Source organism: Streptomyces sp. NPDC060064 (assembly GCF_042736455.1).
GTDB lineage: Bacteria > Actinomycetota > Actinomycetes > Streptomycetales > Streptomycetaceae > Streptomyces.
This window is the reverse complement of sequence record NZ_JBHWWF010000032.1, coordinates 42,420-58,194: the sequence shown is the minus strand read 5'-3', so window position 1 is coordinate 58,194 and position 15,775 is coordinate 42,420. Positions and strand designations below refer to the sequence as shown.

The 15,775-nt window shown below is 69.4% G+C and carries 11 protein-coding genes; 3 read left to right on the top strand and 8 right to left on the bottom strand.

Features of this window, described 5'->3' with window-relative positions; translation table 11 throughout:
* Positions 1 to 69 precede the first annotated feature (69 nt).
* Entirely contained in the window at positions 70 to 1,107 is a 1,038-nt protein-coding gene (locus ACFWDI_RS30955; protein WP_385309050.1) for a bile acid:sodium symporter family protein, read from the bottom strand.
* Positions 1,108 to 1,281: 174 nt separating this feature from the next.
* Here ACFWDI_RS30955 and ACFWDI_RS30950 point away from each other — a divergent pair, with 174 nt between their 5' ends.
* Entirely contained in the window at positions 1,282 to 2,208 is a 927-nt protein-coding gene (locus tag ACFWDI_RS30950) for a LysR substrate-binding domain-containing protein (protein ID WP_385309049.1), read from the top strand.
* A gap of 45 nt (positions 2,209 to 2,253) precedes the next feature.
* Here ACFWDI_RS30950 and ACFWDI_RS30945 read toward each other — a convergent pair whose 3' ends face one another.
* Positions 2,254 to 3,234 (bottom strand): Lrp/AsnC family transcriptional regulator, encoded by a 981-nt coding sequence (locus ACFWDI_RS30945; protein WP_385309047.1) that lies wholly within the window; start codon positions 3,232 to 3,234, stop codon positions 2,254 to 2,256.
* 115 nt (positions 3,235 to 3,349) lie between these two features.
* On the opposite strand from ACFWDI_RS30945, the gene ACFWDI_RS30940 reads away from it, so the two are divergent.
* On the top strand, positions 3,350 to 4,849 hold the full coding sequence (locus ACFWDI_RS30940) for an MFS transporter (protein ID WP_385309045.1): 1,500 nt from the start codon (positions 3,350 to 3,352) through the stop codon (positions 4,847 to 4,849).
* Between the two features lie 230 nt (positions 4,850 to 5,079).
* Positions 5,080 to 6,879 carry an AMP-dependent synthetase/ligase gene (locus tag ACFWDI_RS30935; protein WP_385309043.1) on the top strand — a complete coding sequence of 600 codons (1,800 nt, stop codon included), beginning with the start codon at positions 5,080 to 5,082 and terminating at the stop codon, positions 6,877 to 6,879.
* Between the two features lie 91 nt (positions 6,880 to 6,970).
* Here ACFWDI_RS30935 and ACFWDI_RS30930 read toward each other — a convergent pair whose 3' ends face one another.
* From ACFWDI_RS30930 to ACFWDI_RS30905, 6 genes are read right to left on the bottom strand one after another with little or no spacing between them, the layout of a single operon-like run.
* Positions 6,971 to 8,062: a PQQ-dependent sugar dehydrogenase gene (locus tag ACFWDI_RS30930; protein WP_385309041.1), complete on the bottom strand. Its 1,092-nt coding sequence runs from the start codon at positions 8,060 to 8,062 to the stop codon at positions 6,971 to 6,973.
* Between the two features lie 34 nt (positions 8,063 to 8,096).
* The gene (locus tag ACFWDI_RS30925) at positions 8,097 to 9,122 is read right to left on the bottom strand and encodes a chitinase (RefSeq protein WP_385309039.1); all 1,026 of its coding nucleotides are present in this window, start codon (positions 9,120 to 9,122) and stop codon (positions 8,097 to 8,099) included.
* A gap of 5 nt (positions 9,123 to 9,127) precedes the next feature.
* The gene (locus ACFWDI_RS30920) at positions 9,128 to 10,861 is read right to left on the bottom strand and encodes a carbohydrate-binding protein (RefSeq protein ID WP_385309038.1); all 1,734 of its coding nucleotides are present in this window, start codon (positions 10,859 to 10,861) and stop codon (positions 9,128 to 9,130) included.
* Complete coding sequence (locus tag ACFWDI_RS30915; protein ID WP_385309036.1) at positions 10,858 to 13,035, bottom strand: discoidin domain-containing protein; 2,178 nt, start codon at positions 13,033 to 13,035, stop codon at positions 10,858 to 10,860. Before ACFWDI_RS30915 ends, ACFWDI_RS30920 begins: the two co-directional genes overlap by 4 nt.
* Positions 13,032 to 14,984 carry a glycosyl hydrolase family 28 protein gene (locus ACFWDI_RS30910; protein WP_385309034.1) on the bottom strand — a complete coding sequence of 651 codons (1,953 nt, stop codon included), beginning with the start codon at positions 14,982 to 14,984 and terminating at the stop codon, positions 13,032 to 13,034. Before ACFWDI_RS30910 ends, ACFWDI_RS30915 begins: the two co-directional genes overlap by 4 nt.
* A 13-nt stretch (positions 14,985 to 14,997) precedes the next feature.
* Positions 14,998 to 15,774, bottom strand: coding sequence for a heparin lyase I family protein (locus ACFWDI_RS30905; protein WP_385309032.1), 777 nt, complete (start codon positions 15,772 to 15,774; stop codon positions 14,998 to 15,000).
* Position 15,775 lies beyond the last annotated feature (1 nt).

Below are 15,775 nucleotides of genomic sequence, written 5' to 3'. Positions count from 1 at the left end.
ACGGGGGCGCTCGGGGTGCCGGGTCTCGCGTCGGTGGTCGCGGGCTCGGGGACCTCGCCCCGGGCCCTCTCAGCCCCGCGCCCCCGCATTCTCCGGCCGCGCCACCCGCGCCTCGCCCGCCACCGCCGCGCCCGCCGGCACATCCCGCGCCCGCCGCTTCGCCAGCACCGCGCAGACCATCAGCTGCATCTGGTGGAACAGCATCAACGGCAGCACGGCCAGGCTCGCATGGGCCCCGAACAGCACACTCGCCATCGGCAGTCCCGCCGCCAGGCTCTTCTTCGACCCCGCGAACTGGATCGCGATCCGGTCCTCGCGGCCGAAGCCGAGCCGCTTCGACCCGTACCACGTCAGCGCCAGCATCGCCGCCAGCAGCAGCGCCTCGACGAGCAGCAGCGCGCCGAGGCGGACGGGTGTCACCTGGTGCCAGACACCCGCGACCATGCCTTCGCTGAAGGCCGTGTAGACCACCAGCAGGATCGCCCCACGGTCGACGTACCCGAGCGCCTTCTTGTGACGCGTCAGGGAGCCGCCGACCCACCTCCGCAGCAACTGCCCCGCGAGGAACGGCACCAGCAGCTGCAGCACGATCTTCAGCAGCGAGTCCGCCGAGAAGCCGCCCGCGCTGCCGCCCAGCAGCAGCGCCGCCAGCAGCGGCGTCATGAAGATGCCGGCGAGGCTGGAGAAGGACCCCGCGCAGATCGCCGCCGGCACATTGCCGCGGGCTATGGAGGTGAAGGCGATCGACGACTGGATCGTCGACGGCACCAGGCACAGGAACAACAGGCCGCTGTAGAGCTGCGGCGTCAGCACCAGCGGCTCGAGACCCTTCGCCGCGAGGCCCAGCAGCGGGAAGAGAAGGAACGTCGAGGCCAGCACCGTCAGATGGAGCCGCCAGTGCTTGAGTCCGTCGAGCGCCTCGCGCGTCGACAGCCGCGCGCCGTACAGGAAGAAGAGCAGGGCCACGGCCCCGGTCGACGCCCCGCCGGCCACGTCGGCCGCCGCCCCCGACGCCGGAAGCAGTGCTGCAAGGACCACCGTCCCGAGCAGCGCCATGATGTACGGATCCGGCAGCCAGGACGGCAACTGCAGCGTGCGGCGGCTCATGTGCTCCACGTGCTCTCGGTTCAGGGCGTGCCGGTGGCTCCCGGTTCAGGGTGTGCCGGTGGCTCCCGGTTCAGGGCGTGCCCGCTCCATGGTGCTCCTGATCCGCGCGATCGGGAATCCCGTACACCACACTGACTGTCATCACGGATCGCGATAGCGCGCTAGCCTCGAGGTATGTACGACCCGGCCCAGCTCCGTACCTTCCTGGCGGTCGCCCAGACCCTGAGCTTCACCCAGGCCGCCCACCGTCTCGGCCTGCGCCAGTCGACGGTCAGCCAGCATGTGCGCCGCCTGGAGGACGCGACCGGGCGCCAGCTGTTCAGCCGGGACACCCACAGCGTGGAGCTCACCGAGGACGGCGAGGCGATGCTCGGCTTCGCGCGCACAATCCTTCAGGCGCACGAGCGCGCGTCCGCGTTCTTCGCGGGCACCCGGCTGCGCGGACGGCTCCGCTTCGGCGCATCCGAGGACTTCGTACTGACCCGGCTCCCCGAGATCCTGGAGTCCTTCCGCCGCGACCACCCCGAGGTCGATCTGGAGCTCACGGTCGAGCTGTCGGGCACCCTGCACGAGCGACTGGAGGCGGGCCGGCTCGATCTGGTGCTCGCCAAGCGCCGGGCGGGCGACACCCACGGCGAGCTGGTCTGGCAGGACACCCTGACCTGGATCGGCGCACCTCGGCTGCGGCTGGACCCGGACCGCCCGGTGCCGCTGATCGTCTTCCCGCCTCCGGGCATCACACGCGCCCGCGCCCTGGAGGTCCTGGAACTCCACGGCCGCGCCTGGCACATCGCGTGTACGAGTACCAGCCTGAGCGGTCTGATCGCGGCGGCGCAGGCCGGGCTCGGCGTGATGGCCCACACCCGCGGGCTCATCCCGCCCGGCCTGGTCCCGGTCCCGGCCCGCGCGGGACTGCCCGAGCTGGGCGATGTGGACTTCGTCCTGCTGCACGGCCACCGCCACGATGCCGCCCAGGAGGCCGCGGACGCCCTGGCATCGACCATCCTGGCGGCCGGCGACCGGCTGCACCGTCCGGCCGGACCGCGGCGCCCGGTCAGTCGCCCGGTGAGTCGCCCGACCGGCCGCCGAGGCGGTCCGTGAGCACGAAGCCCGCCACGATCCTTCGGTGAACTCGGCGGCAGCCGCTCAGCGGCGCTCCTCGTACCGCAGCTGCTTCACCGTTCGCAGCACCGGCGCGCACTCCACATGCTGCACGCCCTCCAGACGGCCCAGATCCTCGTTCAAGTAGCGGTAGACGGAGGCCGTGTCGCGGCAGACGATGACCGCCACCAGATTGCAGTGGCCGGCCGTCGCGGCGGCGAAGGCCACTTCCGGATGGGTGGCGAGCGCTCGGCCGACGGCATCCATCGCCGAAGGGGCCGCGGTGATCCACAGCAGGGCCCTGGTGCCGAAGCCGAAGGCGCCCGAGTCGAACTGCACGTCGATGAAGAGCGCGCCCGAGCGCAGGAGTTGGTCGAGCCTGCGGCGTACGGCGGACTCCGAGCGACCGGTGGCCGCCTGCAGTTCGGCGAAGCTCGCCCGGCCGTCGACTTCGAGCGCGGCGACCAGCGGTTCGTCGGCGGCGGTGATGCGCGTCCCCCCGTCCGGGGGCGGCGCCTCGCCGAACACCGGGCGCAGGGCGTCGACCTGGTCGGGGGTGAGCGCGCGTCTTTTGCCCAGCCACCCCGAGGGGCCGCCGTAGAAACCGTGCAGCAGCTGGTGGGCGCGGATCTCGACGATGCTCGGGGTGCGCGGGAGCTTGCCGAGGAGCAGGTCGTCGTGTTCGCCGCGGGTACGCATCCGGGTCATGCCGACCACCTCCGTACCGCCCGAAGTGAGGCCGATCCAGGCGGTGTCGGGGCGGCGCGCCAGGGCGCGGGCGATGGAGTCGGCGGCGTCGGGGGTGCAGCGCAGCCGCAGCATCCACTGCTCCTGGCCGAGGCGTTCGACGTCGCGGACGGCGACGACACGTACTCCGAACTCGGCACGCAGCCGCCGGAATCGGCGGGCGACCGTCTGGTCGGAGACGCCCAGCACGGCGGCGACGCGGCTGAAGGAGGCCCGTCCGTCGGTGTCCAGGGCATGCAGCAACTGCAGGTCAAGCACGTCCGGGAGGTGCGATTCCACCGCTGCACACACTCCTCATGTCGGATTCCGGCGGCGAACGCGCGCTGGCTGCCGGATCAGGGGCGCTTCCTTGATCGTACGACGCGTAGCGAACCGATACCGACGGAGGACATCAATGCACAAGTGGGGACCGTTGACCGCGGTCTGTCTGGGGACATTCATGCTGCTGCTCGATGTGACGGTGGTGATCGTCGCGCTGCCCGACATGGCGGGCGCGCTGGATGCCTCGCTCACCGATCTCCAGTGGGTGATCGACATCTATGCGCTGGTGCTGGCGGCGCTGCTGCTCGGCGCCGGGGCGGCGGCCGATGTGATCGGTCGACGCCGGATGTATGTGGCGGGCACGGCGCTGTTCGCCGCGGCGTCGCTGGGCTGCGGGCTGGCCTCGGGACCGGTCGCGCTGATCACGATGCGCGGCGTCCAGGGGCTCGGCGCGGCCGCGATGTTCGCCACCACCCTGTCGCTGCTCAGCGCGGCGTACGAGGGCCGGGACCGGTCCCTGGCCCTCGGGGTGTGGGGCGCGGTCAGCGGGGCGGCCGCCGCGCTCGGGCCCGTGCTCGGCGGAGTGCTCACGCAGAGCCTGGGCTGGCGGTGGATCTTCTTCATCAATCTGCCGGTGAGCGTGGCGGCGATCTGGCTGACGCTCCGCGCGATACGGCCCTCCGAGCGGGGCGCGCGACGGGTCGACTGGGCCGGTACGGCGGCCTTCGCGCTGTTCGCCGGGGCCACGACGTACGCGGTGGTGCGGGCCGGCGAGGAGGGCTGGGCGTCGGCGCGGACCGGCGCGACGTTTGCCGTGGCGGCTGTCGCGCTTGTCGCCTTCGTCGCGGTGGAGCGCCGCGTCGCCGATCCGCTGATCGATCTGTCGCTGTTCGGGCGGCCGTCGTTCATGGCCGTGATGGCGGCGGGTCTGGCGTACAACGCGGCCGCCTTCGGCGTCATGCCGTACATCTCGATCTGGCTGCAGACGGTGCTCGGCATGAGCCCGGTCCGGGCCGGTCTCGCGCTGCTGCCGCTCGCCGCCACGGCGTTCGTGGTGGCCGCGGCGTCCGGCCGGTTGCTGCACGGCGCCCCGCACCGGTGGGTGATCGGCGGCGGGCTGCTGCTCATCGGCGGCGGCACGCTGGCGCAGGCCGTGCTGGACGCGGATTCGGGCTGGGCAGCCCTGACGGCCGGGCTCGCCGTGTCGGGGGTCGGCGTGGGCCTGGTCTCGCCCGGACTCGCGGGCGCGGCGCTGGCTTCCGTACCGCAGCGGAACGCCGGCATGGCGGGCGGCGCGGTCAATACCTTCCGCCAGCTCGGCTTCGCGCTCGGCGTCGCGATCTTCGGTACGATCGCCGCCGCCCGGATGACCCGGTCGCTGGATGCCGCCGGCGTCGATGGAGCCGCGGACGCGGCGCACACGCTCGCGGGCGGTGGTGCCGGTGCGCTGCACGGTACGGCGACGGATGAGGTGCTGCGCGCGGCCTTCGCCTCCGGGCTGAACACCGCCGTGGTCACGGCGGGGATCGCCGGGCTGCTGGCCGGCCTCGCGGTGCTGGTGTGGGTGCGGGCCTCCACCGCTCCGGCGGGACTGGTCCAGACCAACACCCCGGTACCCGTAGAGCGCAGGTGAGCGCACCGTACAGATTCGGTGGAGATTCGGGCGCGGCATTCTGACTCTGAGGTCAGAACCGCGCCCGAGCGCTCCTTGTTGTGGCTGGATATCTATGGCTGACCTGTGGTGATGCCATTCGTCCACACTTCCACAAGCCCCTCCCGCCCGGCGGCGGCGTGGGGTAGCGTCACGGCGCTGTGCGGAGCGCCACAAGGAGCAGGCCATTGCGCGAGTTCACTGTCCCACCCATGGCCGCGGCGCCTCAGGTCGGCGGACTGGCGGATGCGGTCTTCGACCATGCCCTGGACGACCCTGACCGGATCGCGCTCGGCCGCAAGGACGATGCCGGACAATGGCAGGACGTCACCTCCGCCCAGTTCCGTGACGAGGTGCTGGCGCTGGCCAAGGGGCTGCTCGCGCACGGGGTGCGGTTCGGGGACCGCGTCGCGCTGATGTGCCCTACGCGCTACGAGTGGACGCTGTTCGACTTCGCGCTGTGGACGGTCGGCGCCCAGTCCGTGCCGGTCTACCCCACTTCCTCCGCCGAGCAGGTCTTCTGGATGCTGCACGACTCCGGGGTCACGGCCTGCATGGTGGAGCACGAGGACCACGCCATGACCATCGGCTCGGTGATCGACCGGCTGCCGCAGCTGAAGCGGCTCTGGCAGCTGAACGCCGGCGCGGTGGCCGAACTGGTCCAGGCGGGCGCGCACATCGACGACGAGGTGGTGCACCGGCACCGGCGGGCGGTGACCCCCGACTCCATCGCCACCATCATCTACACCTCGGGCACCACTGGCCGTCCCAAGGGCTGTGTGCTCACCCACGCCAACTTCATGTTCGAGAGCGACACCATGATCGACCGGTGGGAGCCCGTCTTCCACTCGCGGCCGGGCGACGAGGCCTCCACACTGCTCTTCCTCCCCCTCTCACACGTCTTCGGGCGGATGGTCGAGGTCGCGGCCGTACGCGGCCGGGTCAAACTCGGCCATCAGCCGGTGATGCAGGCGAGCGCGCTCATCCCCGACCTGGCCGCCTTCCGGCCGACCTTCATCCTGGCCGTGCCGTACATCTTCGAGAAGGTCTTCAACGCCGCGCGCCGCAAGGCAGAGGCCGACGGCAAGTCGGGCCCCTTCGCCAAGGCCGTCGAAGTGGCGGTGAAGTACGCGGAAGCCGTCGAGCAACGGGCCTTCGGACTCGGCCCCGGGCCCTCCGCCGGGCTTCGGCTGCAGCACCAGTTCTTCGAGAAGGTCGTGTACGGGAAGGTCCGCGACGCGATGGGCGGCCGCGTACGGCACGCGATGTCCGGCGGCTCGGGCATGGACCGGCGGCTCGGCCTCTTCTTCGAAGGCGCGGGCGTCACTGTCTTCGAGGGGTACGGACTCACCGAGACGACCGCCGCGGCGACGGCCAACCCGCCCGAGCGCACCCGGTACGGCACGGTCGGTCAGCCCATCCCCGGCACCACGGTGCACATCGCGGAGGACGGCGAGGTGTGGCTGCACGGCGCCCACGTCTTCTCCGGGTATCTCGGCGACCCGAAGTCCACCGACGCCGTTCTGCACGACGGCTGGCTGGCCACCGGGGACCTCGGAGCGCTCGACGAGGACGGCTATCTGACGATCACCGGGCGGAAGAAGGAGATCCTGGTGACCTCGGGTGGCAAGAGCGTCTCGCCCGCGGGCCTGGAGGAGCGGGTACGCAACCATCCGCTCGTGGCGCAGTGCATCGTCGTCGGCAACGACCGGCCGTATATCGCGGCACTGGTCACCGTCGACCAGGAGGCCGTCGACCACTGGCTGGCGATGCAGGGCAAGCCGCCGCTCCCGGCGGCCGAGCTGGTGCGCAACCCGGAGCTGGAGACGGAGGTCCGGCGGGCGGTGGTGGCCGCCAACACCCTGGTGTCGAAGGCCGAGTCGATCCGTACGTTCCGGATCCTGGCGCATCCCTTCAGCGAGGAGCACGGGCTGCTCACCCCTTCGCTCAAGCTCAAGCGGAAGGCGATCGAGGCGGCCTACGCGGTCGAGGTGGACGCGCTCTACCACTGACGTGATCTCTTTGGACCTCTCGCGCTGCCCGGCGCGGAGTGTGCGCCCCGCGCCGGGCAGCGGTCTTGACGACGACCGTCACCGAGACCGGTCAGCCGATCGTCACCCGGAAGATCTTGTCGGAGCCGGCCGGCTCACCCCCGTTCCCGTCCGCGTTCGTCGTCGAGAGCCAGAGCTGGTTCGCCCCGGGCACCTTGGTGACCGCGCGCAGCCGCCCGTATGTGCCGACGTAGAACGCCTTCGCCGTGCCGACGTTCTCGTTGCCCGCGTTGATCGGGATCTGCCAGAGCCGCTCGCCCTTCAGCGCCGCCATGTACACCGCGCCGTCGACGATCGCGACGCCGCTGGGCGAGGCCTCGGAGACGCTCCAGGTCTTCTTCGGGTTGGTCATCCCGGAGACGGAGCAGTTGCCCTCACAGGTCGGCCAGCCGTAGTTCATGCCCGCCTTGATGAGGTTGAGCTCGTCCTTGGAGCTCTGGCCGAGCTCGGCCTCCCACAGCCGGCCCTGCGGGTCGAAGGCGATGCCCTGCGGGTTGCGGTGGCCCATGCTGAAGACACGGTTGTTGAACGGGTTGCCCGGCGCGGGCTTGCCGTCCTTCGTCATCCGCAGGATCTTGCCGTTGAGGGAGTTCTTGTCCTGGGCGTTGGAGCCGGTCTGGGCGTCGCCCGTCGTGGCGTACAGACAGCCGTCGGGGCCGAAGGCCAGCCGTCCGCCGTTGTGGTACTTGTTCTTCTTGATCCCTTGGAGCAGGGCCTTGTAGTCCTTGAGCGTGGAACCGTCGTACGTCATGCGGGCGATGCGGTTGCCGTCGGACGAGGTGTGCATGAAGTACACGTAGTGGTTCGACGCCCAGTCCGGATCCACGGCGACGCCCATCAGTCCGCCTTCGCCGCCCGTGGTCTGGGAGTTGGGGACGGCTCCGACCTGCGTCCTGGCACCGGCGGGTGTCACCTTGAAGACCTTGAACGAGTTGCGCTCGGTGACCAGGGCCGTGGAGCCGTCGGGCATCCAGGAGGTGCCCCACGGGATCGTCCAGCCTGTGGAGATGGTGGTGATGCCGGTCGGGGCGCCCTTCGCTCCGGCGGCCGCCGGTTCGCCGGCGTTCGCCGACTGTACGAGCCCTGCGACGAGCGCTGCCGCGCCCGCCACAGCCGCCGTGCCGACTGAGTTCCTGCGTCGCATGTGTTCCTCCGTGGGGGGTGTGGGGGGTGGGGTGTCAGCCCGCGTACTGCGCGACGATCTTGGTGTAGGCGTAGGGGGACTGGGACACGCCGCTGCAGGCGTCCGCGTCGCCGCCGGAGCCGCAGCTGCGGTCGCGGTTGACCGACCAGAAGGCGTAGCGCGCGATGTGGTGCTGCTGGGCGTAGGCGAGGATCGTTTTGAAGTCGCCCTGGGTGACGGTCTCTCCGGCCTCGTCGGTCTTGCCGTTCATCGACGAGACGCCGATGTGCTGGTAGGCGACGGAGTCGCTGTATGCGTACGCGCTCTTGACCGCACCCTTGAGGCCTTCGAGGGCGCTGACCGAGGCCTGGCCCATGCTGCCGCTGTGTCCGCCGAAGTCGAAGGGCATGATCACCCAGGCGTCGGCGGCCAGTCCCGCCTTGGCGCCGCGCTTGATCAGGTCCTTGCCGGTGGCGTCCGGGCCGCTCGGGGTGGTGCCCATGGTGATGTAGGTGACGATGCCGGGGTTCTTCTGCTCGACGATCTTCAGCGCGTCGACGACCCGCTGACGCACCGTCGCGTTGCCGAACTCGGTGTTCTCGATGTCGATGTCGATTGCCTTGAGCTTGTACGCGTCGATCACTTTCTGGTACGCCCCGGCGAGCGCGGTGGCGCTGGAGCACTTCTCGCCGAGCTTCGCGCCGCTCCAACCGCCGACGGAGACGACGATGTCGCCGCCCGCCGCCCGTATGGACTTGATGGCGTTCTCGTCGGAGCCGCCCTTGAGCGCGCGGCTGCCGTCCCACTTCGGGTTGCAGCCGCCGTCGGAGAGGATGAAGGCGAGCGTGAACCACTTCACGCCGGTCGCCGCCATGACGTCGGTCGGCTTCTGGGGGCTGCCCCAGCCGAGATATTCGTACGGTGCTGCGGCCATCGCGCCCGAGGCCGCGGGAGCCACAGCCTGCGGGGCCTCCGGGACCGCGCCGGCGGCAGGGAAAGCCGTCAGAGCCAGTGAGCCCAGCAGCCCGAGGGCCGCCGCGCCGATCGCGGACTTACGGAGCGTTGAGGTGGCGGGTCGCACGTCTGTTATCCCCTGTCGAGGTAGTCGAGGTTGGGTGCGCCGTTCGCTGTGGTGGCGGTGACGCGTACGGTGTTGGAACCTGCCTTGAGCGGGACGTTCAGGGTGGAATCGGCCCAGGTGGTCCAGGCGCCCGTGCCGTTGAAGGCCCGGTTCGCGGAGACGACCGCGCCATTGACGGACACGTCCATGGGGCGTCCCGCGGTGGTGCCGTTGGCGTAGCGGATGCTCAGTGCGGCATCCCGGGCGGTCGCCGATTCGACAGTCCACTCCACATACGCGCCCGCGGCGTTGGGCGTGTTGACGAAGCCCGTGCCGCTGAAGCCGCCGTGGTCGGTGTCGACGGTCGATCCCGCGCTGTACGAAGCGTTCTCGGCCTCGTGGCGCACGGTGGTGCCCGACTGCGGGGTGGCCCGGATCAGCCGGGTCTCCCCCGGCCGCAGCGTGACGCTGTAGGAGCCGCTGACCGTGCCGCCGCTCTGGCCGGACCAGAGGTCGGTCACGGCCGCGGCGCCGGAGAAGCCGACCTGGGACCAGTTCACGCTGACGGTCTGGTTGCCTGAGGTGCCGGTGTTGAAGAGCGCGACGATGTAGTCGCCATTGGACTCGCGCTTGCTCCAGACCTGCTTGGGACTGGAGTTGACGATCCGTTTGGCGGCGATACCGTCCTGGTTGACCGCGATCAGCCGGTCGTTCGTCAGCATCGCCTTGTCGGTGGCGTTGAGTGCGGTGAGGTCGGTGCCGAGCAGCAGCGGGGACGCGGCCATCGCCCACAGCGTCATGTGGGAGCGCCGCTGGTCGGCGTTGAGGCCGACCTGGTCGCCGTTGCCGATCTCCAGCGAGTCCAGGTCGTTCCAGCCGCCGGGTCCCGCGTACTGCTGCCAGTTCGCCGCCGAGGTGAAGCGGGAGGTCACATGGTTCCAGTCGGTGAGCGGGAAGCCGCTGCCGTTGGGGCCTGGACCGCAGTAGCACTCGACATCGCCCTGGGTGCGCCAGCTGTTGGCGAGCTGTCGCCAGGTGGGGGCGTCAGCGATGGCGAGGTTGTTGGAGAGGGCGTAGTTGATGGGACGGCCGGAGGCGCGCAGTGCCTTGTCCCAGGCGCGGACGTCGGGGATGTCATGGCTGCCGACGCCGTCGATCTTGAGGTAGTCGACTCCCCAGGAAGCGAACTGGCGGGCCCAGGAGTTCACGAACTCCTGGGAGCCCGGCTTGCTGTAGTCGATGTAGTACATGTTTTTGCAGTTGTAGTTCTTCTCCTGCTTGGTCGTGTCTGCGATGTCCTTGGCGTGGTACGCGGTCCCTTCGACGGGGGTGTTCCTGGTGACGGCGTTCTTGGCGATGCCGGGAGTGACGTAGAAGCCGAACTTCAGCCCCTTGGAGTGGATGTGGTCCGCCAGTGCCTTGATGCCGGACGGGAACTTCGCCTCGTCGACGGCCCAGCGCCCGTACTGGTCGACGACAAAGCCGTTGGAGTCACACTTCTGGTAGAAGTCGTCGAGGTTGATGTAGACGTAGCCGTGGTCCTTGAGACCACTGCTGACCAGGGCGTCGGCCTGGGCCTTCAGCTTGGCCTCGGTGGGCTGGCGGCGTACGAAGCTCCAGCTGGACCAGCCCATGGCGGGACGGACGGACAGTCCGTTGTCCGAGGCGGCGGCCGGTGGCGGGGCTGCCGTCAGTCCGGCGGCGAGCGGTAGCGCGAGCGCCGCGACCAGCACTGCTCTCAGCGATCTCGGCGATCTCATGGCGCCTCCACATCGAGGTGGTCGAGGTTGGGTGCGCCGTTCGCGGTGGTGGCGGTGACGCGTACGGAGTTGGCTCCGGTGGTGAGCGGGACGGTGAGGGTCGAGTCGGCCCAGGTGGTCCAGGCGCCGGTGCCGTTGAAGGCCCGGTTCGTGGAGACGACCGCGCCGTTGACGGCGATGTCCAGCGGGCGGCCCGCCGTGGAGCCGTTGGCGTAGCGGATCGCGATCGAGGCGGTGCGGGCGGTCGCCGATTCGACCGTCCACTCCACGGAGGCGCCGACCGCGTTCGGTGTGTTGACGAAGCCGGTTCCGGTGTAGCCGGTGTGGTCCGAGTCGACCGTCGAGCCCGCCGAGTAGACGGCGTTCTCGGCCTCGTAGCGGTTCGGCGTCGGAGTCGTACTCCCGCCGGCCGCGTACGCGCTGCCGATCCACGCCTCGTCGATCCGCAGCCGCTTGTAACGGGTCGAATCGCTCGATGCCGCATGGGTGTTGACGACTTCGATCCGGACATGACGGGTGGTTGTCGCGGGGAGGTCGATGACGGCGACGCCGCGCCGGCTGGGCAGGGTGCCGGTCTTCACCGGGCTCCCCCAGTTGGTGCCGTCGCTGCTCACGTACACCCGGTAGTCCCTGATCCGCGCGGACTGTTCGGTACCGGAACGTGCGTAACTCACCGAGTCCTCACGCTGGTTGACGCCGAGGTACTGCACCCGCTCGGCCGAGCCGAGGTCAAAGTTCAGCGACACCGGTGTGGTCTTGTTGCTGTCCCAGTAGGTGCGGTAGTCGCCGTCCGCCGCGGCTGCGGCGCCGTGCCCGCTCGCCGACGCGCCGGCGCTCATCGTGTACGAGGAGGCGGGAATGATCCCTTCGCGGCCGCCGGTGGTGACCTTGTAGACGGTGTCGTACATGTCCCAGCCGCCGAGCCCGCTGAGGCTGAGCGTGCCGCCGCTCTGGCTGTACGCGACGGGCGTGCCGGTACGGAGGTTGGTCACCCCGGTCACCCGGTAGCCGTTGTCCCGCAGCCGCAGGGTCGAAGTGGACGGCGGGGTCAGCACATGGATGTAGTGCTTGTCGGGGTCGGTCCTGCTGACGGTGGTGACACCGTGCGCGCCGTCGTTCCAGAACCCGGGAGCGAGGCCGCCGTACATATAGCCGCCGCCCTCGGTGCCGTGCAGCGATTCGCCGATGGCATCGAGATAGCCCTTGGCGAAGTTGTTGAACGCGACCTGGTTGCCCGGGAGTTTGCCGTTGACCATGGCGGTCTCGGCCATCAGCGCCTTCACCGACGATCCGGCGTTGGTGATGAGCCGGCCGAGGGTGAGCTTGCGGTCGACCGCGGGATCGGAGCCGGTGTACCACCAGGACCCCGTGGAGGGGAGCTTGAAGTCGGCCTCCGTGAGGCGGGGCTGGGCCGTGTAGACCGCCTGCGGGTAGTCGTAGGACGGGCTCATCCCGGTCTTCTGCTCATTGCTGATCATGTCCATGATCGGCGTGTCTTCGTTGTTGTTGCTGATCGTGTAGTGGGGGCGCTTCTGGTACACCTGCGCGTAGAGGTTGTGGCTCTCCCAGTACGCGTTGTCGTTGTCGATCCAGAAGCCGCCGAGGTCCGGATAGCGGTCCATGACCTCGAAGAAGTTGTCGTAACTGAACTCCCCGAAGCCCTCGCGGCCGGTGAGATCGACCGTGCGGCCCTTGTACTTCGAGTACGCCGCCGAGTCGAGCCACTCGTGGCCGCCCTCGGCGTGCCACTGGGGGTCGTCGGTCATGTAGAGGATCGTCTTGAGGCCCTTGGCCTTGGCTGCGGTGATCAGCTCACCGAGGAAGTCGCGCTTCGTGCTGCAGCTGCCGGGGATCTTGGACGGCCAGGGGCGGGCGTAGCCGAGGCGGCTGTGGAAGGTGGCGAGCACCAGGTACTGGGTGTGCAGCTTCTGCGCTTCCTGGACCCAGTAGTCGGGGGTCCAGCCGCCACCCGTGACATCGGCCTCCCACTCGCTGCAGCTGTTGTGCGAGGGGGCGGTCCGCTGGCCCCAGTGCAGGAAGAGACCGCCGACGGAGGAGCGCAGGAAGTCCTGGCGCGGGTGCTGCAGATCGGCGCGGGCGGGTCCCGGCAGGGTGAGCGCGCCGAGCAGCAGCGCGCCCACCAGCGCCAGACGCGCCCAGAGGCGTCTGGTCATGCGGGGCCGTCCAGATAGTCGATGTTGGGTGCGCCGTTGGCGCTGGTGGCGGTGGCGCGGACGGTGTTGGCACCCGCCTTGAGCGCGACGGGCAGGGTGAGGGTGCGCCAGGTGGTCCAGGCGCCCGTGCCTCCGAAGGGCGATGCGGCCGCGACGGTGACGCCGTTGACGGCGATGTCCATCGGACGGGCGATGGTGGTGCCGTTGGCGTAGGCGAGGGCGAGTTCGGCGCTGCCTGCGGCGGTGGCGTTCACCGTCCACTCCACGTATGCGCCTGCCGCGTTGGGGGTGTTGACGAAGCCCGTGCCGCTGAAGCCGGCGTGGTCGGAGTCGACGGTCGATCCCGCGGAGTATGTGGCGTTCTCGGCCTCGTTGCGGGCGGTGGGCGCGGGGCCGCCGCCGTCGCAGTTCTGGCTGGAGCCGGTCTGGCTGACTCGCAGCGCGCCGCCGCCGGTGTTGGTGCTGTTGGCGACGCAATAGCCGTTGACCGTCTGGAACAGCAGGTCGGATGGGCTGCTGCTGCCGCGCTGGGCGGTGAAGCGGTCGAAGCGGATGCCGGTGCTGTTGTTGGCGATGACGGCGGGCCTGCCGTCGTTGGAGGCGAACCGCACCTCGCTGTCGGTGAAACGGATGTTGTCGGCGTTACGGATGTACCAGCCGTAGGCGGGGCGGGTACCGATGGCCTTGGGGTTGTAGTCCTTCGGGTCGTTGCTCGGCGGGTTGGTGGGCATGGTGCCGTTGCCGCCGGGCACGGTGATGTCGACGTTGTTGAAGGTGATGTCGTGGATACGGCCGCTGCCGGACTCGCCCCACAGGGTCGGCGAGAAGGACGGTGTGGTGCCGGTCGCCTTGATGTTGGTGTACGTGATGTTGCTGATGGAACCGACGCCGGGGTTGTTCCCGCACCGCTTTCTCGTACCGACCTTCTGCATGATCGGCGAGCGGACATCGGTCATGGTGATGTCCTTGTAGTGGACGTCGGAGATCTTCGCGCCGTCCATGGAGACCAGGCCGAGGCCGGACTTGTCGGAGCCCTTGATGGTGATCCGCTCGAAGGTGTAGTCGGTGAAGTCGCCGCAGGTCTCGGAGCCGAACATCAGCGCGTTGCAGCAGCCGGCGGAGAGATAGGAGTCCGTGACGGTGACATGCCCGTTGTTGAGCTTGGCGCCGAGCGCGAAGTCGCTCTTGAAGGCGAGCGCGTCGTCGTTGGCCTCGAGATGGGCGCCTGTGATCCTGACGTTGGTGGTGGAGATGATGTTCCAGCCGTCGCGGTCCATCGCCGTGTCGATGGTGAGGCGGTCGGAGACGACGTTGTCGCAGTTGTTGAGGAGCGCCGCGAAGTGGCCGCCCTCGCGCAGGGTGATCCCGCTGAGGGTGAGGTTCTTGCAGCGGGTCAGCGAGATGATCTTGTCGGCCTCGCCCGACTTCGGGTTGCCGGTGATCAGCGCGCCGTCGCCGTCGATGACGCCGGAGCCGGTGAAGCCGATGTTGGTGAGGTTGTCGCCGTAGATCATGGCGTTGTGGAAGTGACTGTGACCGTAGTCCTGGTAGTCGTCCCACTGGTTCGACTCGGGCGGGTCATAGGTGTCCGCGGCGTTGCCGCTGATCGTCGACCCGGCGTCCAACTGCAGGGTGACATTGCTCTTCATCCTGATCGTGTTCTTCGACTCGTACGTCCCCGAGGGGAAGCGGACGATGCCGCCGCCTGCCGTATTGGCGGCCGTGATGGCCTTGTTGATGGCGGCGGTGTCGTTGGTGGAGCCGTTGCCGACCGCGCCGTAGTCACGGACGTTGAACTCGGCGGCAGCGGCAGCGGGTGCCGCTGCCGCCGCGGGGGCGGCGAGTGGGGGTGATGCGGACGGTTCGGCCCCGGCCGGCGGCTCGGCGATACCCAGCGCGACCGCGAAGCCCAGTAGGGCGATGGCAGCGGTTCTCCGTAAGCTCTTCATGTCGTCGTCCTCCTCAGACGAGCTGGTAGCCGCGCATATTGGTGAGGAGCATGTGGCAGTTCTGCAGCGAGCCCGAACTGTCGCCAAGGGAGCGGTAGATGCCCCACTTGGGACGCACCCGGTCCGCGAGGAAGGTGTCGACGCCGGACTTCGACTTGTCGATCACCGTGGCGCCACCGCTCTTGAGGATCCAGCGGACGGAGCCGGACGTACCGTTGCCGATCTTGATCTGGAAGTCGACGTCGGTCCACTCGTTGTGCAGTGGCTCGAGGTTCGTACGGCCGACCAGGACGTCGCCCTCGATGACCTTGAGCTCGATGGTCTGCACACCGTTCACGCGACGCAGCGACTGCACGACGATCGGCGAGGAGCCCGCGCCCGGCTGCTTCATCTGCATGATGTGCGTGAAGCTGGTGGTCGCCTTCAGCGTGCTCGGGAGGTACATCGAGTACGTGACCCGCCAGGTCTGGCCGGACTTCCACTGGAGGGAGGAACTGCCGTTGCGCAGGCCGGTCACCTCGTGGCGCTGCCGGTCGGTGCTGGTGTCCCGGTCCACCGTGTGCATGTTGAACCGGAAGTTGTCGCCCTCGGCGAAGATATGCGGCGCGCCGGCCGGATGGGAGTGCGCCCGGTCGTCCTCGATCGTCTCGAAGGCCTTGAGCTTGTCGCTGCTCGCGGAAGGCGACCAGCGCAGCTGCCAGCTTGCGGCGCCGGCCGGGGTCGCGGGCAGTCCCGCGGCTGCGGCACCGCCGAGTGCCGCGCCGAGTATCGCTCTTCGGGATGCGGTCATT